Origin of the sequence: Caballeronia sp. INML2 (assembly GCF_023631365.1) — a bacterium.
In the GTDB taxonomy this organism is placed as follows: domain Bacteria; phylum Pseudomonadota; class Gammaproteobacteria; order Burkholderiales; family Burkholderiaceae; genus Caballeronia; species Caballeronia turbans.
On sequence record NZ_JALQDH010000061.1, the window covers coordinates 16630 to 36618 of the forward strand.

At 62.9% G+C, this 19989-nt stretch carries 20 protein-coding genes and 1 pseudogene; 9 read left to right on the top strand and 12 right to left on the bottom strand.

Features of this window, described 5'->3' with window-relative positions:
- Nucleotides 1-19: 19 nt before the first annotated feature.
- Together NCT32_RS21885 and NCT32_RS21890 are read right to left on the bottom strand one after the other, a co-directional pair.
- On the bottom strand, nucleotides 20-1195 hold the full coding sequence (locus NCT32_RS21885; protein WP_061119017.1) for a chromate transporter: 1176 nt from the start codon (nucleotides 1193-1195) through the stop codon (nucleotides 20-22).
- Complete coding sequence (locus NCT32_RS21890; RefSeq protein ID WP_061119016.1) at nucleotides 1192-2172, bottom strand: chromate resistance protein ChrB domain-containing protein; 981 nt, start codon at nucleotides 2170-2172, stop codon at nucleotides 1192-1194. Before NCT32_RS21890 ends, NCT32_RS21885 begins: the two co-directional genes overlap by 4 nt.
- Before the next feature lie 103 nt (nucleotides 2173-2275).
- Here NCT32_RS21890 and NCT32_RS37630 point away from each other — a divergent pair, with 103 nt between their 5' ends.
- The 3 genes and pseudogenes from NCT32_RS37630 to NCT32_RS21900 all read left to right on the top strand — a co-directional run.
- Nucleotides 2276-2890, top strand: a complete 615-nt coding sequence (locus tag NCT32_RS37630; RefSeq protein ID WP_409219316.1) for an LLM class flavin-dependent oxidoreductase — start codon at nucleotides 2276-2278, stop codon at nucleotides 2888-2890.
- Nucleotides 2853-3119 carry a hypothetical protein gene (locus NCT32_RS37635; protein ID WP_086961198.1) on the top strand — a complete coding sequence of 89 codons (267 nt, stop codon included), beginning with the start codon at nucleotides 2853-2855 and terminating at the stop codon, nucleotides 3117-3119. Before NCT32_RS37630 ends, NCT32_RS37635 begins: the two co-directional genes overlap by 38 nt.
- A pseudogene (locus NCT32_RS21900) lies at nucleotides 3116-3757 on the top strand (ATP-binding cassette domain-containing protein); the annotation flags it as partial. The gene NCT32_RS37635 and the pseudogene NCT32_RS21900, both read left to right, overlap by 4 nt.
- 218 nt (nucleotides 3758-3975) lie before the next feature.
- Here the strand turns inward: NCT32_RS21900 and NCT32_RS21905 are convergent.
- From NCT32_RS21905 to NCT32_RS21920, 4 genes are all read right to left on the bottom strand, one after another.
- Nucleotides 3976-4227 (bottom strand): hypothetical protein, encoded by a 252-nt coding sequence (locus NCT32_RS21905; RefSeq protein WP_061119015.1) that lies wholly within the window; start codon nucleotides 4225-4227, stop codon nucleotides 3976-3978.
- A gap of 114 nt (nucleotides 4228-4341) precedes the next feature.
- Nucleotides 4342-5028, bottom strand: coding sequence for an amino acid ABC transporter permease (locus NCT32_RS21910; RefSeq protein WP_061119014.1), 687 nt, complete (start codon nucleotides 5026-5028; stop codon nucleotides 4342-4344).
- On the bottom strand, nucleotides 5025-5756 hold the full coding sequence (locus NCT32_RS21915; RefSeq protein WP_061119013.1) for an amino acid ABC transporter permease: 732 nt from the start codon (nucleotides 5754-5756) through the stop codon (nucleotides 5025-5027). The genes NCT32_RS21910 and NCT32_RS21915 overlap by 4 nt, the downstream gene beginning before the upstream one ends.
- A gap of 83 nt (nucleotides 5757-5839) precedes the next feature.
- Nucleotides 5840-6661 carry an ABC transporter substrate-binding protein gene (locus NCT32_RS21920; RefSeq protein WP_061119012.1) on the bottom strand — a complete coding sequence of 274 codons (822 nt, stop codon included), beginning with the start codon at nucleotides 6659-6661 and terminating at the stop codon, nucleotides 5840-5842.
- A 351-nt stretch (nucleotides 6662-7012) separates the two neighbouring features.
- On the opposite strand from NCT32_RS21920, the gene NCT32_RS21925 reads away from it, so the two are divergent.
- Both NCT32_RS21925 and groL read left to right on the top strand, forming a co-directional pair.
- Entirely contained in the window at nucleotides 7013-7303 is a 291-nt protein-coding gene (locus NCT32_RS21925; protein ID WP_061119011.1) for a co-chaperone GroES, read from the top strand.
- Nucleotides 7304-7335: 32 nt separating this feature from the next.
- Nucleotides 7336-8976, top strand: a complete 1641-nt coding sequence (groL, locus tag NCT32_RS21930; protein WP_250477575.1) for a chaperonin GroEL — start codon at nucleotides 7336-7338, stop codon at nucleotides 8974-8976.
- Between the two features lie 294 nt (nucleotides 8977-9270).
- Here the strand turns inward: groL and NCT32_RS21935 are convergent, their stop codons facing one another.
- Nucleotides 9271-10416 carry a glutathione-independent formaldehyde dehydrogenase gene (locus NCT32_RS21935; protein ID WP_061119088.1) on the bottom strand — a complete coding sequence of 382 codons (1146 nt, stop codon included), beginning with the start codon at nucleotides 10414-10416 and terminating at the stop codon, nucleotides 9271-9273.
- A gap of 336 nt (nucleotides 10417-10752) precedes the next feature.
- Nucleotides 10753-10887: a hypothetical protein gene (locus NCT32_RS37280; RefSeq protein ID WP_284502459.1), complete on the bottom strand. Its 135-nt coding sequence runs from the start codon at nucleotides 10885-10887 to the stop codon at nucleotides 10753-10755.
- Nucleotides 10888-11136: 249 nt separating this feature from the next.
- Here NCT32_RS37280 and NCT32_RS21940 point away from each other — a divergent pair, with 249 nt between their 5' ends.
- The 4 genes from NCT32_RS21940 (at nucleotide 11137) to NCT32_RS21955 (ending at nucleotide 16871) form a co-directional block, all read left to right on the top strand.
- Nucleotides 11137-11655, top strand: coding sequence for a phosphate-starvation-inducible PsiE family protein (locus tag NCT32_RS21940; protein ID WP_061119008.1), 519 nt, complete (start codon nucleotides 11137-11139; stop codon nucleotides 11653-11655).
- Between the two features lie 411 nt (nucleotides 11656-12066).
- The gene (locus tag NCT32_RS21945) at nucleotides 12067-12813 is read left to right on the top strand and encodes a helix-turn-helix domain-containing protein (protein WP_250490524.1); all 747 of its coding nucleotides are present in this window, start codon (nucleotides 12067-12069) and stop codon (nucleotides 12811-12813) included.
- A 491-nt stretch (nucleotides 12814-13304) separates the two neighbouring features.
- Entirely contained in the window at nucleotides 13305-13727 is a 423-nt protein-coding gene (locus tag NCT32_RS21950; RefSeq protein ID WP_086961194.1) for a PRC-barrel domain-containing protein, read from the top strand.
- Nucleotides 13728-14039: 312 nt separating this feature from the next.
- The gene (locus tag NCT32_RS21955; protein ID WP_061119006.1) at nucleotides 14040-16871 is read left to right on the top strand and encodes an ATP-dependent Clp protease ATP-binding subunit; all 2832 of its coding nucleotides are present in this window, start codon (nucleotides 14040-14042) and stop codon (nucleotides 16869-16871) included.
- 54 nt (nucleotides 16872-16925) lie between these two features.
- Here the strand turns inward: NCT32_RS21955 and NCT32_RS21960 are convergent, their stop codons facing one another.
- From NCT32_RS21960 to NCT32_RS21975, 4 genes are all read right to left on the bottom strand, one after another.
- Complete coding sequence (locus NCT32_RS21960) at nucleotides 16926-17198, bottom strand: UBP-type zinc finger domain-containing protein (protein WP_061119005.1); 273 nt, start codon at nucleotides 17196-17198, stop codon at nucleotides 16926-16928.
- Between the two features lie 65 nt (nucleotides 17199-17263).
- Nucleotides 17264-18499: an NAD(P)/FAD-dependent oxidoreductase gene (locus tag NCT32_RS21965; protein WP_061119004.1), complete on the bottom strand. Its 1236-nt coding sequence runs from the start codon at nucleotides 18497-18499 to the stop codon at nucleotides 17264-17266.
- A gap of 349 nt (nucleotides 18500-18848) precedes the next feature.
- Entirely contained in the window at nucleotides 18849-19124 is a 276-nt protein-coding gene (locus NCT32_RS21970; protein ID WP_250477579.1) for a hypothetical protein, read from the bottom strand.
- Nucleotides 19125-19305: 181 nt separating this feature from the next.
- On the bottom strand, nucleotides 19306-19440 hold the full coding sequence (locus tag NCT32_RS21975) for a DUF1269 domain-containing protein (RefSeq protein WP_250477580.1): 135 nt from the start codon (nucleotides 19438-19440) through the stop codon (nucleotides 19306-19308).
- Nucleotides 19441-19989 lie beyond the last annotated feature (549 nt).

The window sequence follows — 19989 nt, forward strand, 5'->3', positions numbered from 1 at the left end:
TTTTCCAGCTCGAAGCGGCTTACAGGTGAGTGAGCGGATAGACGACGAGACCAACCAGTGCGGCTGCCGCAACGACCACCGGCTCCTGCAGCTTCTTGAAACGCCAGAGCACAACGACGGTGATCAGTGCGAGCAGCGCCGTTGGCCAGTCGACGATGGAGCGACGTGCGATCACGATCACCGAGCCGGTGATCGCGCCGACCGCTGCCGCCGTGATGCCGTCCACAAACGCTTTGATGGCGGGGAGCCGCCCGTACTTCTTGAAGTACGGTGCAGGCAAGACCGTGAACAGGTAACAAGGCAGAAACGTACCGAGTGCCGCGACGCAGGCGCCGGGCAAACCCGCAACCAGATAACCGATGAATCCCACAGTGATGACGACCGGACCCGGCGTGATCATCGCGACTGCGACCGCGTCGACGAACTGCTTGTCGTTCAGCCAGTGATTTTCCGTGACGACTCCGCCGTATAGGAATGGCACGATCGCGAGCCCCGAACCAAACACGAAGGCGCCCGCCTTCGTAAAGAACAGTCCGATCTGGGTCATCAAAGAAACGTCATGCCCGCTCATGAGTCCACCGAGCGCCGGCCCGTGCACGGCGGCGAGCGCGTTCATGCCACCTTTGCCGAGCCACCGGGGCGGAGCGCGGCGAAACATGTTCACCAAGCCGCCGGCGATGAACAGCCACGCGACTTCCGATTCGGTCACGACCGTCACAGCCGCCACCACGAGGAAGATGGCCCAGAGCAGCTTGTCAGTTTTGAGGGTCTTGTTGACGAGCTTATAGGCGCTCATCGCGATGATGCCGACAACCCCTGCGGCAACGCCATAGAACACCGCCTGCATCCATGGCAATCCACCGAAGTGCACGTACGCCCAACCGAGCGCCACCACCATCAAGAACGAAGGCAGCACGAATGCGATCCCGGCGACCGTCGCACCCAGCACGCGGTAATGAACGTAGCCGAGATAGATCCCAAGCTGTGCGGCCAGCGGCCCTGGCATCATTTGCGCCAGCGCGAGTCCCTCGCGATAGTCGTCGTCCGTGATCCAACCACGCCGTTCAACGAGATCGCGGTGCATGTAGCCGACGAGTGCGACTGGCCCACCAAACCCGAACGTACCGAGTTTGAGCATGTAGCGCATCAACTCGCCGAGGGAATACGAAGGCGCGACCGTCGCGGTCGTGCTCATGAGCGGCTCCCTGCGTCGGTGCTTTTCGCGCTCGCGGCGAAATGGGCGTACATCGAATCGAGCACGCGCGACATTTCGTCGAGCAGTGCGTCATCATCGGCCGCGCGCTCGCGCGCCCCCGCCATGATGGCTTCGAACCCGATCGCCTCGGGGACGGGCGCGCCACCCACGTCCATAACGTGAATCATCGCGCCAAGCCGCAACAGTGCCGGGTCGCGCTCGAGGTCGAAGCTCGCCATCAGCACCTCGAAGGTCACCCGCTCACCCACATGCGTGAACGCGGCACCGTCGAAATCGAAGCCCAACGCGTTCTTTGGACACGCCTCGGGAGAGCCGAGCCAGAGGAATCGGCCGTCCGGGTCGATGAAGCGGCGAATGAGCCAGGCGCTGGCGACACGATCCACCCAAAGATGCTGGCGCGTCGCCCACGTCCGCCCCTGATAGTCCTTGATCGCCAGTAGCCGAATTGCCCGCTCGGCCGAGTGTGGCTCACCGGGTGAGAGCACCGTATCGACGTGCGCCACGAAGTCCTGCCAGGCCGCCTCGGCGCGTGTCGCGCCGGCGTCCGGGAAGTAGTCGATCGCGACGATCGTCTCATAGTCCCTGCGTAGTCGACGCAGCAAGCGCCTGAGTTCGCTCTCCGACTGGCCTGCAACGGTCTTGCGGGATTCCGAGAGCGACTGGATGAATGTCGCGTAGTCCTCGGAACGATCGAACAACCCACGGAATTCGACGTCCTGTTCGACATCAAGGCTCGGCGCGCGGAGCACATATGCAGTGCCGCCAGCCTCTCCGATCGCAACTGATAAGTCGCGCAGCGTTGCTTCCCGCTCTGCAGAATGCGGCAGCAGGTAGATACCGTCACGCAGCACGCCACAGCCCTTGGCTTTCAGGGCGCGCCAGAAGCGCATGCGCGCGGTCGCGTTTTCGGTCGGCAGCGTGAGGACGAGCAGCAACCAGGTCGAGAGAGTTTCCATGTAGCGAAGTCTACAATCTCGTATTCATCGCTACAAGTTAACTTTAAGGAACACGCTCACAGTTAAACGACTCCGGAGCGAGCGCCCGGTACGCCAGCGCGGCGTGCAGATTCGGCAGCACCAGCGGATACATCACAGCGCGTTCGACGGGCATCGCGGCCGCTATTACGACGTCGAGGGCTATCACCTCTGCGAGCCTTCACCGCAGCGCACGCCGGTGCTGTTCCAGGCGGGATCGTCGGGACGCGGCCAGGCGTTCGCTGTGCGACATGCCGAATGCGTGTTCGTGTCGAGCCAGAGCAAGGAAGGCACGCGCAAGCTGGTCGACGCGCTGCGCGCGCAGGCGGTCGCGGCCGGACGCGCCCCGGGCGATCTGAAGATCATCATGGGCATCACCGTCGTGGTGGGACGCACGCAGCGCGACGCGCAGGAAAAATTCGCCGAGTACGCGCGCCATGCGAGCCCCGAGGCGGGCCTCGCGCACTTCGCGGCGGGCAGCGGCATCGACTATTCCACCTACGCGCCGGATGACGAGCTCGCCCCTTCCGGGCGGTCACAAGGGGCGGGGCATCGAATCGTCGGTGCAGCGCGTGACCGACGGCAAGCGCGGCGTGACCGTGCGGCATCTGCTCGAACAGATGCAACTGGGCGGACGCTATACGACGATCGTCGGCAATCCCATGCAGGTGGCCGACGCGCTACAGTCCTGGGTCGATGAAGCCGACATCGATGGCTTCAATCTCACGCGCACGGTAACACCGGAGAGCTACGAGGATTTCATCGATCTCGTGATTCCGGAACTCCAGTCGCGCGGCATCTACAAGACGGCGTATGCGCAGGGCACCCTGCGCGAGAAGCTGTTCGGCGAAGGCGCGCGACTCGGTCCGCGTCACACGGGCGCGGGCTTTCGCGATCTGGCCGACGCACCGGCCACGCAAGCGCCATGAGTCTTTCGGCGCCCCTGCTCCAGATCGACCAGTTGAGCGTGTCCTTCGGCGGACATGCCGCGGTGCGTCCTCTCGACCTGACGATCGCGCGCGGCGAGATCCTCGCGCTGGTCGGTGAGTCCGGCAGCGGGAAATCCACCGTCGCGCTCGCGACCATGGGCCTGCTTCCCGGCCGGGCGCAGGTGCAAGGCGCGATCCGCTTCGAGGAAAAGCCGCTCTTCACGCAGAGCGAGCGCGAATGGAGCGCGCTGCGCGGCAACCGCATCGGCATGATCTTTCAGGAGCCGATGACCTCGCTGAACCCGCTTCAGCCCATCGGCAGGCAAGTGGCCGAAGCGTTGACGCTGCATCGGCCGATGTCGGCGCAGGCCGCGCACAAGGAAGCGCGCGAACTGCTCGAACTCGTGCGCCTGCCCGAGCCGCAACGCCGCTTCGGGCACTACCCGCATCAGCTCTCGGGCGGCCAGCGGCAACGCGTGATGATCGCGATCGCCGTCGCGTGCCGTCCCGGCCTTCTGATCGCCGACGAGCCGACCACCGCACTCGACGTCACCATCCAGGCGCAGATTCTCGAACTACTCGACCGGCTGCGGCGCGAACTGTCGATGGCCGTGCTGCTCATCACGCACGATCTCGGCCGTCCGCGAGCGTCAGGTTATCGCCGAGTCTGCCCTGCGGCGCCTTGCCGTCGACTGCGCCGTTCGCCGATTTGCCCGATACGAAGACGAGATCGCCCCAGCGCGTGGCGTTCCGGTAATTCGCCTTCGGGTTGCTGGACGTGCGGCCAGGTTCGATCAGACGGTTCAGTCTTGCATCGGCGCTCATGGTGCTCCTCTTCGTTGTGGGTGGTTCAGGCTCAGAAAGGCGGCGGCGGCTGAAACAGATCGACCGCGTTGCCCATGTTGAAGTACCCGGCCTGGGCGAACAGCGCGATGCATTCAAGCCGTTCCGCGCGGCTTGCCTCATCATCGCGGTGCGTGGGCGTCCCGCATGCGCATGCCTGCATCGCGCGTCTTGCCTCACGCAGCATGCGGCGCTCGCGCGATGCGTCGAGTCGGACGGAGAGGATGTGCCAGTAGTGCAGCAGGTAGTGCGACATGAGCGGCATGAGCGGCTTCCTTCGATACACGATGGCTTCAATCTAGCCCGCTGCGAAGCGTTCCACAAACGAGCTTTTCTGCGATGTATTGCACGCGAAGCGCCGTGTCTGTGTCACATGCCGCTACGCCGGCCCCGCCTTGCGACGCCCGAGCAACACACCGGCGAGTCCCTGCAGCGCGCCGCACAGCATCAGATAGACGAAGCCGACGAAGAGGAAGATCTGCGCCGGATAAACCATCAGGCGGTTGTTGAGCTGATTGGCGAGGAACGTGAATTCCGGCACGCCGACGATATACGCGAGCGACGTGTCCTTGACGAGCGATACCCACTGATTGACGAACGAAGGCGTCATCACGCGCACGGCCTGCGGCAGGATCACTTCGCGCAGCGCCTGCCAGCGCGTGAGCCCGAGCGAGAGCGCCGCCTGCCGCTGGCCTTCGCCGATCGAGACGATGCCCGCATGCACCGAGTGCGACAGGTACGCGCCGCCGATCAGCGCCAGCGCGCATATCACCGTCGCGAGACCGGGCAGGTTCACGTGCAGCACCACCGGCATCAGAAAGAAGGTCCAGAAGATCAGCATCAGCACGGGAATGGCGCGGAAGAACGCGACCACCGCCGTGAGCATCAGATGCGCGGCGCCGCGCGTCATGGCGAGCGCGATGCCGCCCGCGAGACCCACCATCGCGGCGAGCAGCGCGGAAGCGACCGAGAGCGCCACGGTCAGCGCAATGCCGCCCAACGGTCCGGCAGGGAATGCGCCCAGCAGCAGATAGCGCAGCGAGGGAAACCACTCGAACCCGCTCATGCATGACCCCGTTGCAGCGCGCGCGCACCCGTGCGCTGCCAGAGAACCAGCGCCACCTCGATGACTGCGATGGTCAGCACGTAGAACACCGTGGCCGTGCCGAACGCCTGGAAGGTCTTGAAGGTCTCCGTATCGACCTGACGCGACATGTACGAGAGTTCGGCGACGCCGATCGCCATGGTGAGCGACGAGTTTTTCACCACGTTCATGTATTGCCCCGCGAGCGGCGGCGTCGCGATGCGCAGCGCCTGCGGCAGGATCACGTAGCGCAGCGCCGTATAGCGGCTCATGCCGAGCGCCGCGGCGGCCTGTTCCTGCGCATGGCCCACCCCGCGCATCCCGGCGCGGAACTCCTCGCCGATGAACGTCGTCGTGTAGCACGTCAGGCCGATCCAGCCGGCGAACAGCTCGAAGCTCGGCCAGCGTAGCGTGAGAATACCGAGCTTCGCCGCATGCGGCGCGTTGAGCCAGGTCATCCAGTCCGACGGCAGCAACGCGGCCGCGCCGAAATACCAGAACAATAGCTGCACGAGCAGCGGCGAATTGCGAAACACGAAGACATAGAGCGCGGCGACCCGCGCGACCGCAGCGCTTCGTGACGTGCGCGCGACCGCCAGCCCGAAGCCGAGCAGTGTCGCGCAAATGCCCGCGCACGCGGAGAGCATCAGCGTGACGGCCGTGCCCTGCTCCAGCCACGCGAGATACTTCGGTTCAAGCCAGCCTTGCATGATCGACCCATAGAACGGAAATCGTGAAGCCCGGGCGGTGCGATGTTGAGACGCGACCCGGGCATCGACCGCGGCAACGGGGATCAGCTGCTCTTCTGCGGATCGCCGATCTTGAACAGGCGGGGCAGCGGCGCGGCGCTCTTCGGTCCGAACCACCTGTCGTAGATGCGCCCCGCCTCGCCGTCCGCCTCGAGTCTGGTGAGCGTGCCGTTCACGGCATCGAGCAGACGCGTTTCGCCCTTCGGCACGCCGACGCCTTCGTAGTCGTTGGAGATCGTGAAGGGGGGAATCTCGTAGCTCGCCTTGTCCGGCACGCGCGCGAGCAGCGCGACGAGCTTGGGTCCGTCCTGCGTGATCGCCTGCACGTTGCCCGTGCGCAGCGCGGCGAAGGCAAAGGGCGTGTCATCGTAGGCGACGATGGTCGCGTTCGGGAACTTCGCACGCACCTGCTGTTCGTTGGTCGTGCCCTTGTCCGCGCCGATGCGCAGGCTGTTGATCTGATCAGGCGACTTGAGCACACCCTTCTTCGCGATGAACTGCGTGCCCGATGCAAAATACGGCGTGCTGAAATCGACTTCCTTCTTGCGCTCGTCGGTGATCGTGAAGTTGGCGAAGACGAGATCGACCTTGCCCGACTTCAGGAACGCAATGCGATTGGCCGGATTGGTCGGCTGCACTTCGAGCTTCACACCCAGGCTCCTCGCCACGGCGCGCGCGTAATCGACATCGAGCCCGACGATCTGATTGTCCTTCGGATCGACGAAGCCGAACGGCGGGTTGCTGTCGAACGCCGCGACGCGCAGCACGCCGGCCTTCCTGATGTCGTCCAGACGATCCGCGTGCGCGGCATTGGATGCGAGCACCAGCAGTGCGGCGAGCACCGCACCCCAGGTCCTGGTTTTCATGGATGAGATTCCTTCGTTCGTTGGGCCGGTGCACCGTTGTCGTGCGTCGGTGCGATGGCGAGGCACGCACTCTATCGGCGCGGAGTGCGCAAGGGAACGAAGTTTTTCTCAGGTCAAAAGCAGGTCGCGAGATTTGGCGGACTGCGTCGCGCGAACGCGGCTGCGTCGGCTCGGCCCCGCGATGATGCCGGACGCGCGCCTCGGCGACCTCGATAGCACATACGCGCCCTCGCGCTATCGATCTGCGAAACGCTTATTTGGGCCGCGCGGAGCCGCTTCTTATACTCGCAACTCCGTCGCACTCCGCTTGGAGGAGTGCCAATTCAGAGACCAGGTTGGAGGAAAGAGCGAATGAGTCTGCGCCCCCTGCACGATCGCGTGATCGTTAAGCGTCTGGATCAGGAAACGCGCACCGCGTCGGGCATCGTGATTCCCGAGAGCGCCGCCGAGAAGCCGGATCAGGGCGAGATCCTCGCCGTCGGTCCTGGCCGGCGCGACGCCGACGGCAAGCGCGTCGAGCCCGACGTCAAGGTCGGCGAGCGCGTGCTGTTCGGCAAATACGCGGGACAAGCCGTCAAGGTGGATGGCGATGAATTGCTCGTCCTGCGTGAAGAAGACATCGTCGCGGTCGTGAATCGCTGAAGGGAAGAATCAGATACAAGGAGTCGAACGACATGGCAGCAAAAGACATCGTTTTCTCGGATAACGCGCGCTCGAAGCTCATCGAGGGCGTCAACATTCTCGCCAATGCAGTGAAGGTCACGCTCGGTCCGAAGGGCCGCAACGTCGTGCTGGAGCGCAGCTTCGGCGCGCCGATCGTCACCAAGGACGGCGTCTCCGTGGCGAAGGAAGTCGAGCTCGCGGACAAGCTGCAAAACATCGGCGCGCAGCTCGTCAAGGAAGTGGCATCCAAGACCAGCGATCTCGCCGGCGACGGCACGACGACCGCGACCGTGCTCGCCCAGGCGATTGTGCGCGAGGGCAACAAGTACGTGGCCGCCGGCCTGAACCCGCTGGATCTGAAGCGCGGCATCGACAAGGCCGTCATCGCCGCCGTCGAGGAGCTGAAGAAGATCAGCAAGCCGACCACGACGAGCAAGGAGATCGCCCAGGTCGCGACCATCTCGGCCAACGGCGAGGAGTCGATCGGGCAGCGCATCGCGGAAGCGATCGATCGCGTGGGCAAGGAAGGCGTCATCACGGTGGAAGACGGCAAGTCGCTCGACGATGAACTCGATGTCGTCGAAGGACTGCAGTTCGATCGCGGTTATCTGTCGCCCTACTTCGTCAACAATCAGGACCGTCAGGTCGCCGCGCTCGACGAGCCGTATATCCTGCTGCACGACAAGAAGGTATCGAACATTCGCGATCTGCTGCCGGTGCTCGAACAGGTCGCGAAGGCCGGCCGTCCGCTGCTGATCATCGCGGAAGACGTCGAAGGCGAAGCGCTCGCGACACTCGTCGTCAACAACATTCGCGGCATTCTCAAGACCGTCGCGGTGAAGGCGCCGGGCTTCGGCGACCGCCGCAAGGCGCTGCTGGAAGACATCGCGATTCTCACCGGCGGTCAGGTCATTTCCGAAGAAACCGGTCTTTCGCTCGAGAAAGCGACACTGCAGGAGCTGGGGCAGGCGAAGCGCATAGAAGTCGGCAAGGAGAACACGACCGTCATCGACGGCGCGGGCGACAGCGCGAACATCGAAGCACGCGTGAAGCAGATCCGCGCGCAGATCGAGGAAGCCACCTCCGACTACGACCGCGAAAAGCTGCAGGAGCGCGTGGCGAAGCTGGCGGGCGGCGTGGCCGTGATCAAGGTCGGCGGCGCGACGGAAATCGAAGTCAAGGAAAAGAAGGACCGCGTCGACGATGCGCTGCATGCGACCCGCGCGGCGGTCGAGGAAGGCATCGTGCCGGGCGGCGGCGTCGCGCTCATCCGCGTGAAGCAGGCGATCTCCGCGCTCAAGGGCGCGACGCCCGATCAGGACGCGGGTGTCAAGATCGTATTGCGTGCGCTCGAAGAGCCGCTGCGTCAGATCGTGTCGAACGCGGGCGAAGAAGCAAGCGTGGTCGTCGCGAAGGTCTCGGGGGGCAGCGGCAACTTCGGCTATAACGCGGCGACGGGTCAATATGGCGATCTGGTCGAATCCGGCGTGCTCGATCCGACCAAGGTCACGCGCACCGCGCTTCAAAACGCGGCATCGGTTGCAGGACTCCTGCTCACGACCGATGCCACCGTGCACGAAGCGCCCAAGGACGCGCCGCTGCCCGCCGCGCCGGGCGGACCGGGCGCGGGCGGCCCGGGCTTCGACTTCTGATCGGCGCGATCAAGGCCTCGCGACGGCCCGGTTCATATCCGGGCCGACAGAGATCATCCCATTCGCTGGATGGCCCGAGCTGCTCGTGATGCCATGGGCAGAACCAGATTGAAGGCTATCGCTGATCGAGGGTATTACAGCGGTCCACAGATTACGGCGTGCCAGGATGCGCGCATTGCCGCCATCCTACTCAGGACCACCGAAAAATGTAACTTGGCAAACCGGGCCGGTTGGACCTTCTTCAAACCCGGCTTGCAGGCGGCCTCCGCCGTAAGGTCACTGATCAGAAACGCCTCATCCGCCTGACTTCAGAACTACTTTCGTCCAGCCGTGGTCGCGCGAGTCGAAGTGCTCGTAAGCCTCCCGCGCCTTGCTCAGTTCGATCTCGTGTGACACGATAAAAGAGGGTTTCGCCCTACCGGCATAAATCAGATCGCGCAGCTGGCGGTTGTAGGCTTTGACATTGCACTGCCCGGTGGCGATATGCTGGCCCTTGAACCAGCACGTTCCCCAGTCGAACGCGATCTCCCCCTTCTTGGCCAGGTCATCGGATGCGCCGGGATCCTGTGGCGTGAATACCCCGACCACACCGATGCCGCCGGTGAACTTCACCGACTGGACGAGATTGTTCATGGTCAGGTTGGGTATCTCCTGTCCGGCGGGATCATGGCATTGATAGCCGACGCACTCGCAGCCGACATCGGCACCCCGCCCATGGGTGAGTTCCATGACGCGATCGACCGGATTGCACTTCGAATCGTCGATGGCGACCGCACCTATTGATTCCGCCAGCTGGAGCCGGTCGGGATGGCGATCCACCACCATCACATTGCAGGCGCCCTTGATCATCGCTGCATGCGCGGCCATCAGCCCGACTGGACCCGAGCCGTAGATGACGATTGCATCGCCCGGCCGCATCCCGGCGAGCTCAGTGGCATGCCATCCGGTCGGGAAGATATCGGCCACCATCACATAGTCGTTCTGCTTTTCCTCGGCATCGGGCGGGAGCTTCAGGCAATTGAAATCGGCCCAAGGAACGCGCAGGTATTCCGCCTGTCCGCCCTGATAGGGCCCCATGTCGGCGAAGCCGAAGGCAGCGCCTGCCATGCCCGGCTGAGGATTGGCGGTCAGGCAGAATGCGGTCAATCCCTTTTCGCAATTCCGGCAATGGCCACAACTGATATTGAAGGGCATGCACACCCAGTCCCCGACTTTTAAACGCTCAACTGCCTGCCCCACTTCCGTGACCTGGCCGAGATTTTCATGCCCGAAAACCCTGCCCTTTTCAAAGTCGGTCCTGCCTTCAAACATATGCAGATCCGAACCGCAGATATTAGTGCTTCTAATCTTCACGATCACATCGGTCGGCCGCTCGATTTTGGGATCGGGCACGTTTTCCACGCTGACTTCGCGCGGCCCTCTATAGACAACAGCTTTCATCATGTTTCTCCGGTTGCACGCAAGCCCGCCTCACCCCACCCGCTCGATTGCCGGAAGTCGTGAGTCGGACCGGACAGCGTTACCACATGACCCTCCGCTGATGCCCCAGGCGTCGTACCGGTTCCGAACACCTGTGCGTTACCAGGCGTCCGACCGAGTGCCAGGCCTTCTTTCTCAGCGTCTTCGCCTTCGTCCCAATGCTACCCATCCAGCCGCGGAGGGTTCTCTCCATCGGATCAGCTGGCCGATTCGCACGGACCTCCCTTGTGCAGCAAGGCATATTCCAGATGAAAGCGATGCGAGCGAGACGCGAGGCGCATGTCTGCGCCGATGGAGTTACGAATCGGTCACCGTGGTTCCGCGAAACATGGGCCGCGCCTGAGGCATCAGCGCGACCTTGATGCAGCCATTCTCTTTGTCGAGGAAAGTCTTGTACATCGCGGAGCGTGCGATGCGACCCTTCTCGGCCATTACGGGCTTCCGCTTGCCGAAGGAATTCACGATCCGGCGTTCTCGAGTAGCAATTGCGGGGTCGCCGTGCGAGTAAGGTGCCGCAAGCACAGCAGATAAGGGACAAGGATCAGCGAGAAGGCGAAAGAAATGGCTGCGCGCATGGCTCAACATCACAGGAGCCTGCCAGCGGCGATCGTTTCCGCCGTGACGGTGTGTCCACGCCCATATGGCGTCGCTGCGTGTCCGAGCCTTCCTGCGAACCGCTCCATGAGCAAACCCATCCGACCAATTCGCGCGACTCTCGACGAGTTTCGGCTGCAATGGCGCGTGCTGACCTTCTATGAGCGCTTCGAACAGGTGATCGCCCATATGCTGAGCGTCGTGATCTCGGTGATCATCGTCGTATCGCTGTGGCAGTTGGTTCGGGCGGTCATCGCGCTGTTACTGTCGGGGGCGCTCGATCCTCTGGACCATGCGATCTTCCAGGCGGTCTTCGGGATGATAATGACACTGTTGATCGCGATGGAATTCAAGCACTCGATTACACGCGTCATGTTGAGACGCGATCACATCGTGCAGGTCAAGACTGTGATCCTCGTGGCGATGCTCGCGATAGCACGCAAGTTCATTATTCTCGATCCAGCCTCGGACCCGGCTCGCATCGCCGCCCTCGCGGCCGCGCTGGTTGCACTTGGCAGCGTCTACTGGCTGATGCGGCAGCGCGACGATCCCGTCGATGCCGCGATCGCCGAGCGCGCCGAGCGAGAGCGCGAAGAGCGCACCTGATTCACCTACGTTCCCGCCGAGGTCATCGAAAACTTGCAGGTTTTGCTCGATCTCGCGCAAAGCTGCAGGTCTCGGCGCGCGCCATCCCGCAGCACCGGCGACCAGTGACACATCCGTAAACGGTCCCGTCATGGAACGGTCCGATTTCTCCTGCCCTCCGTCCCCCGCGTGCACCTGACTGCAGCGATCCCTGCCGACCATAATGCCGCGCGTCCCCATGCATATAAAAAAGTAAATTGAGCATCGACGAAAATCGAACACTACAATCTGAGGCACGTGACTCCGATTCCCGCATCCTAGGCGATACGCATCATGGGGCAAAATACAGGTTCTTCGCACTTGCAATGGTTTCACTGCCACTCGATCGGTACGTCCTGCACGGACTGCGCCACTGAGTCGGCGCAATGGATCTTGTGTGTCATCCCGGCGGACCAGACCACCGCACACGCGAGCGTCGCCGGCGGCAGCGCACGTTCATGTGAGTACATAAGCGTCAGTGCGCCATTCATCGCGATCGTGCCGGCGTGGGCCCGCACCGTGCTCGACAATGAGGACGATCCGCGCGGACTCGTCGTCGCGCTCAGTTCGGCTAAATTAATGGAAACCGCTCGAACGTCGCTCGGCATCATGGGGTGCGATATCCCATACTGGTTCAAGGCGTGGGACCCTTTCCTACGCGAAGCGGCCTACACCCTTTCTGCGTTGTACTCCGGCAGAAGCCCGGACCCCATATGTCTCGCCGCGTTCGGCGACGTGATTGCACTGCATCTCGCGTGTCGATATGGCCGCCCCGCCGATCCGCGCGACACGGGCACAACGCTCACCCACGCAAAGCTGAGCGTCGTGGAACGCTTCATACACGAGCACATCGCGGAGCACATCCAGATCGAGCACCTCGCTGCGCTCGTGCACATGAGCTCGTCGCATTTCGCGCGGGCTTTCAAGAACGCGACAGGGCATCCTCCCCACTTTTACCTGACGACCGAAAGGTTGAGACTAGCGCAGTCGATGCTCTCGGAAGGCAGCCTCCCGCTCATTGATGTCGCAGCACGCGCGGGCTTCCAGAACCAGCAGCATTTCACCGAAGTGTTCCATCGATATGCAGGCTGCACGCCCCGCGCGTTCCGCCTTGCGCATTCCCGCCCGACGTTCCGATGATGCGCGCGGTTCGATCCCTGAGCGACCAACAATCGCAGAAATCCGACACCTCTGGGCAGGAACTCGGAAGAAGCGCGCGCCTCGCGGACATACGCTGGACCATACGTGCCGCATAAAGTTGCGCGCGCAGTATGGGTCGGCTGCTGGCGATTCGACCGAAAAACTCAATCATCGACGAAGTATTCGGACTGGCATGTGGTGCTCGCGCGCCGTGGTGCCGCCGGCATCCTGGCCGGCCTCCTCGCGCTCTGTTTCGTGGTCTCACGCTGCCATCATCACCGGCGTGCTGAATCTGATCGCCGGGGGTCGGCAAAATGCGCGGCCGCACGGAGTAGCTGCTGACCTTCATCGGCGTGCTGTCGGTGCTGTCCTCGTCCGCGGCGCATGGAAGTGGCGCAGCGCCAAGCTTCGCGACAAGTTGAAAGCGCCGCTGCGTTCTTGAGCGCGTCCTGCGCCCGGCGCAACATACCGTTGCTTATCTGGAGAACGCCATGACGACTATCTTCGCATCGGCCGCAAGGCTTTCGATCATCGTGCTTGCGCTAACCGCCGGTGGCTTCGTGGCCAGCGGCGCGATCGCGCAGGATGCGCCCATCGCCGGCAAGGCTACGCTCGGCGTGACCGTCACCGAAGCGCAATTGGTCGCAACAGGCTGGCGCGCATCCAAGATGATCCACACTGATGTCTACAACGAAAAGAACGAAAAGATCGGCCGCGTCGACGACCTGATTGTCGCTCCCAATGGCTCGCTCTCGGCCGCGATTATCGACGTGGGCGGCTTTCTCGGGATGGCGGCGCACCGCGTCGCCATCCCCATTCAACAGTTCAAGCAGATAGCGCCGAAGGCAATCCTGACCGGCGCAAGCAAGGAGGCGCTGAAAAAGCTGCCGGAGTTCGAATACGCCAAGGGCTGACATCGGCCGCGAACGCAGCGGCACGAGTCACTGACGTTTTGGGCCACCACGCGCGTTCGGGCGATTTCAGCGAGCGATTCCATTGCCGTCGACCTCGATCGTGCCGATACGCGTCATGCGCGTGCCCAAGCGGTAGAAACAAGGCAGACCGCAAAGCAAATCGAGATTAGGTAAGCCGCGAATCCCGCGAGGTCTCGCCGCGAGGGATCGTAAAGCAGGCGGCCGGCGAGGCAGAGATATCCAGGATGTGGACAACCCCAGTCGCCCACATTTCAACGCACAGCGCGTGGGCAGAACCTCAAGAGGAACATCATGGCCAAATGCAGTGTTTGCGGCAAACCGGCGACTACACAGATCACGATCACCGAGAACGGCCAGCGCCGCCAGTTGATGCTGTGCGACGAACATCACATGGAGTTCATGGCACGCCATCAGCGCAGCCTGTCGCCACTCGAGTCGCTTTTCCACGGCGGGTTGTTCGAGCGCCTGTTCGAGGAAGGATGGTCGCCATTCGAAAACGGCGGCACGGACTGGGAGCGGGCCGGACGTTCCGCGCCTGGCCGCGGGTCGGCTTCGGCCGGGTCATCCGGTCCGTCTGAAGCAGCGGGCGGTCCCGACAGCAGCGGTGCCCGCCCTCGCCGACGCAGGCGTGCACGCGAGGCCGTCGACCTGCAAAGCTTTCTGAGCGAAAGCGGACTCGACCGGTTGCAGGCGGCCGCGCAGAAAGCCGTCGAGTTCGGCAAGAACGAGGTCGACACGGAACATCTGCTGCTCGCGCTCGCCGATAACAACGTGGTCAACGAAATCCTGCGAGAGTTCAAGCTCGATGCCGACGATATCAAAAGGACAATCGAACGGGACGCGCCGCGCGGTTCGGCCAAATCCGATGGCGAGGAGGCCCGAATCGGCGTTTCGCCGCGCGCAAAGAGCGCGCTTGAAAATGCACTCGTGGCGTCGCGCGAGCTCGACCATAGCTATGTCGGCCCGGAGCACATCCTGATCGGTCTCGTCGAGGAAGAAGACGGCTTCGCCGGCGAACTGCTGCGCAAACTCGGGCTGACGTCACAATCGCTGCGTCAGAAAGCGGTGAAGGTGGTGGGCCAGGGCGCGGAAGACGGTAGCGTCGAAGGCCGCTCCTCCACTCCGACGCTCGATAAATACGCACGCGATCTGAGCCAACTGGCAAAGCGCGGCAAGCTCGATCCGGTGATCGGCCGCGACAAGGAAATCGAAACGACCATCGAAGTCCTCGCACGGCGCCGCAAGAACAACCCAGTGCTGATCGGCGAGCCAGGCGTCGGCAAGACGGCGATCGTCGAAGGTCTGGCGCAACGCATCGCGCAGGACGAGATCCCTGAAGTGCTGCGCGGCAAGCGCGTGCTCGAGTTGAACATCAACAGCGTGGTGGCAGGCGCGAAGTATCGGGGCGAATTCGAAGAGCGCGTCAAGCAGGTGCTTGACGAAATCGTTGCGAATCAGGACCGGCTCATCATTTTCATCGACGAGCTTCATACCATCGTCGGCGCGGGCCAGGGCGGCGGCGAAGGCGGGCTCGATATCGGCAACGTGTTCAAGCCGGCGCTCGCGCGCGGCGAGCTGCATCTGATCGGCGCAACCACGCTCAATGAATATCAGAAGTACATCGAAAAAGATTCGGCGCTCGAACGGCGTTTCCAGCCAGTGATGGTGCCCGAGCCGAGTGTCGAGGACACGATCGATATCCTGCGCGGCCTGCGCGACCGGCTCGAGGCGCATCACAAGGTGAAAATTACCGAAGAGGCGATCACGGCCGCGGCGAAGCTGTCGGATCGCTATATCGCCGCCCGCTTCCTGCCAGACAAGGCCATCGACCTGCTCGACCAGGCCGCGGCACGCGTGCGGATTTCGTCGAACTCGCGACCGCAAGCGCTGCACGGTATCGAGGGCTCTATCCGCCGTCTGCGACAGGAGCAGGACTCGGCGAGCGCGGCCAAACAGTTCGACAAGGCGAAGCAACTGCAGGAGAAAATCACGGCCGAGCAAGCTCGTCTGAACGAGTCGACCGAAGCCTGGAAGAAAGAACGCGGCACCAGTTCGCAGGAAGTCACGGCGGAAGATATCGCGCAGATCGTGTCCTCGCTGACCGGCGTGCCGGTCTCCGAGCTAACGGCCGAGGATCGCGAAAAGCTGCTGCGTCTGGAAGACCGTTTGAAGGAACGCGTTGTCGGCCAGGACGAAGCCGTAACAGCCGTATCGAAGGCCGTGCGACTTTCGCGCGCGGGGTTGACCGAAGCGGGCAAGCCGATCGCCAGCTTCCTCTTTCTCGGACCGACGGGCGTTGGCAAGACCGAACTCGCGAAGGCGCTCGCAGCCGCGGTGTTCGGCGATGAAAACGCGCTCGTGCGCATCGATATGAGCGAATACTCGGAACGCCACACGGTGGCCCGTCTCGTCGGCGCGCCTCCGGGCTATGTCGGTTACGAAGAAGGCGGCCAGCTGACCGAGCGCGTGCGGCGCCACCCATACAGTGTCGTGCTGCTCGACGAGATCGAAAAGGCGCATTCCGAAGTGCACAACATCCTGCTGCAATTATTCGACGAAGGACGTCTGACGGACGGCAAGGGACGGCTCGTGGATTTCACCAACACCGTGATCATCGCCACCAGCAACATCGGTTCGCAGATGATTCAGGACAACATGAAGGCCGATTCGAAACAGCTCGACTATCCCGCGCTGCGCGACCGGCTGATGGAAATCCTGCGGCATCACTTCAAGCCGGAGTTCCTCAACCGTGTCGATGAAGTGGTGGTGTTCCATGCGCTGGGCAAGGAGCAGATCCGCCGGATCGTCGATCTGCAGCTCCAGCGCGTGCAGCGCACGGCGGCCGCGCAGAATATCGAACTGTCGTTCGACGATGCACTGCGTGATCATCTGGCTACGGTCGGATACGATCCCGAGTTCGGCGCACGGATGCTGAAGCGCAAGATCCGTCTGGAAGTCGAATCGGAACTCGCCGACTCGCTGTTGAGAGGCGATGTGCGCAGCGGCGATGCCGTCGAAATCGGCTGGGATGCCGGTGAAAAGGCCGTACGTGTGAAGAAGCTGGCGGCGGAGGAATCGACGACCGCTGAAGAAACCAGGAAAACCGCCGAAGCCTCGGCCTGAGGCGCGGAAACGACGGGTGCGGCCGGCGGAGTCAACGCCGCCAGCTGTACCCGCTTACAGTGTCACCTCTCCTGCGATCATCTCGTCGCGATAGCACCAGATCCACGATTCGCCCGGTTCAATGGAACGCACCAGTGGGTGGCCGGTCGCATGATAATGCGCGCTAGCATGGCGATCGGGCGACGAGTCGCAACAAGCAACATGACCGCACGACATGCACAGCCGCAGATGCACCCAGGCGTGGCCGAGTTTCACGCAGTCCTCGCAATAGCGCTTCGTGGTTTGTAACACGCGGATGCCGTCCAGATGCGTGCAGGTGGGAGTCATGGTCAGCTCCTGGTGATGAGATTGGGACAAAGCGAGCGGATAGCGCCTCACTCATGCGAGGCACATCATGCGCCGCTCAGATAGCGGTGCACGAGCGCTACCGCCGTGGCTCCTTCGCCGACGGCGGCTGCCACGCGTTTGATCGAGCCATGGCGGACATCGCCGGCGGCGAACACGCCGGGCATGCTGGTTTCCAGATACAGCGGCTCGCGATCCAGCGGCCACTGCAGCTTCCGGTCCGTGTCGTGGAGGTCAGGGCCTGTCACGAGATAGCCGGCTTCATCGCGAGCCACGCCCACTTCTTTGGCCCAATCGGTCTGCGGCAGGCCGCCAATGCAAACGAAGAGCCAATTCGTCTTCACGCGTCGCGCTTCGCCGCCGCTGCGATGGGTCAGCGTGATTTCGCGTAGCACGTCGTCGCCGTGCAATGCGGTAACGGTCGTGCAGGTCAGCACCTCGATGTTCGACGCGGATGAAATACGGTCGATCAGGTACTGCGACAGTGTGCTTTTCAGCGACGTGTCGCGCACCACCATCGTGACGTGATTGCAGTACTGGGAAAAATGCATCGCGGCCTGCCCCGCCGAATTGCCGCCGCCCACGATGTACACGTCTTCGCCGCGAATCAGCGACGCCTCGCTCGCACCCGCGCCGTAGTACACACCCGCGCCGCTGAAGCGCGCTTCCTCCGGCAATTCGAGCCGCCGGTACGCGACGCCCGTCGCGCACACCGACGTGCGTGCCGTGATCCGCGTACCGTCTTCCAGCTCGACGATACCGTTGCCCGTCGAGAATTCCGCACGCACGCCGGCACGGGCCAGCAGGATTTCCGCGCCGAAACGGACTGCCTGATCGCGAGCCCGCTCTGCGAGCTCGGTACCGCTGACCCCGTGCGGAAACCCCAGGTAGTTCTCGATCTTCGAAGTGGTGCCGGCCTGCCCACCGACAGCCCAGCGCTCCACCAGCACCGTACGCAATCCCTCGGACGCACCGTAGACCGCAGCGCTCAGACCGGCCGGCCCGGCGCCATAGATCGCGAGATCATATTCCGAGCGTGACGGGCTGCGGAACCAGCCGAGCTTTTCGGTGATCTGCCGGATGGTGGGACATTCCAGTCGCGTGCCGTCGTGAAACTCGCACACCGGCAGGCGCGAGTCGCCGAGATGCTGCACGTGTGCCAGCTTCGCCGCCTCTTCATCGCTGTTGAGTTCGACCCACTCGAAGGGAATGTCGCAACGATGCAGGAAATCGCGGATCGCATAGCCTTCCGACGACCGCATGCGTCCATAGATCTTGACCATGTGTGCCTCGCCAATGTCTGTGTTGCGACATGTGTAGTCAACAGTCAAAGGGCATTCGCCGACGCTTCGATCTTTTGACGGATGACGCGGCGGCCCGTTGGAGGCCGTCACACACGGCTTGGGCCTCGGTTAGTCATTCTGGCTGAGCGGTCTCGGGACGAAACTTCGTCAACTCATCCGAAGCCTTGAATACGCTGACTGCGCGCGCCATGCGCCGGAATCGCTCTGCTCCGGTTGCACCGCGAACGCGTACCCTCGCCACGCGAACGTCTGTCTCTGCACACGGTATCCGGCGTCAGGCCGGGACGCCGCCTCGATTCGTTGAACGCACTGGCCCGCGCACGTCGTCTCAATCCGGCAGAATGAACTCCGTACGCATGTCCTCGATGACACGCCTGACCTCTCGAAGATAGTGGGCGCCGCTTTCATTGAGCGCGAGCATGTCCCAGTTCCGGCCGGAGGCATCGGGCGGATGCCGCTCCGGCAGCGGCACGCGGACTCGCAGATGGTGGGGAACGTCAGTTGCAAGCTGCTCGACGCGCCGTTGTGCTTCGTCGCGAATCTGTTCGGCCGTTTGAATCGACTTGGACATGGGCTTGCCCTCATGAGTGGCGAAGGTCGACACGGACTCACGTCGCGCGAAAGTCTCGCGCAGAGATCACGCGCAGGTGATTTAAGTCTAGTGCCTGTTCGGAGAAAGGTATGCGCTGGCGGTAAAGTACGTGCGATGACTAGCCGCGACGATCACCGCGCGCGACGAAAGTGATGCTTCGTTCACTTTCATGCCATCCTCGCCCGGGCGGTGTTCAGGTAGCCACGCCGCCGGTGTTCAGGCCCTCCAGTGCCTTTCTCAGACGTTCCTCCTCAACGTTCGTCAGAGACGTCTTCAATACCTTTCCACCGAACGGTTTCAGTTCCGGCAGGACCTTGTCGAAATTCACAAGTCGGCGACTCGGCAACGCTGCAGCGGTGCACCCGCCCGGCGCTTACTTCCGCATGCTGCGGGGGCCAGTGACGGAATGTAATCATCAATCAAGATTAGGCTTGCGCTGTATGCGGTTCTTCCGCCTTCCTGCCGAGACATGTCGGTTTTCGATCAGCGATGCAGCGACAACTTCACCCGTGTCATGCTTCAAGATTCCGCCTGCCGTTGAAGCGCGGCGAGCCGCCGTTGACGGCGCACATTCACAGCTTCGCTTTCTTGCCCCGCGCACTCTCGGCTAGCCCTTCGATACCGGTGTCCGCGTTGCGACACACGTTTCGCAGGGACGGCTCAGGCGCAAACGCGTTTGCTCGAAATTCGCGCTGAACGTAATCGAGGCCCGTTGGGGTGCAAGAAGTGCGGGGAGAGAGAGAAGGACTATCAGGGGCTTCAACCTGACTGTGGGATGAAGCCCAGTTCGTCGAAGGCCGCAATCGCGGCGCGAAGCTTGCGCCAAAGCGCGCCACCAGCGCGTCGCGCTCGGTAAACATTGTTTGCTTCCCTCAGA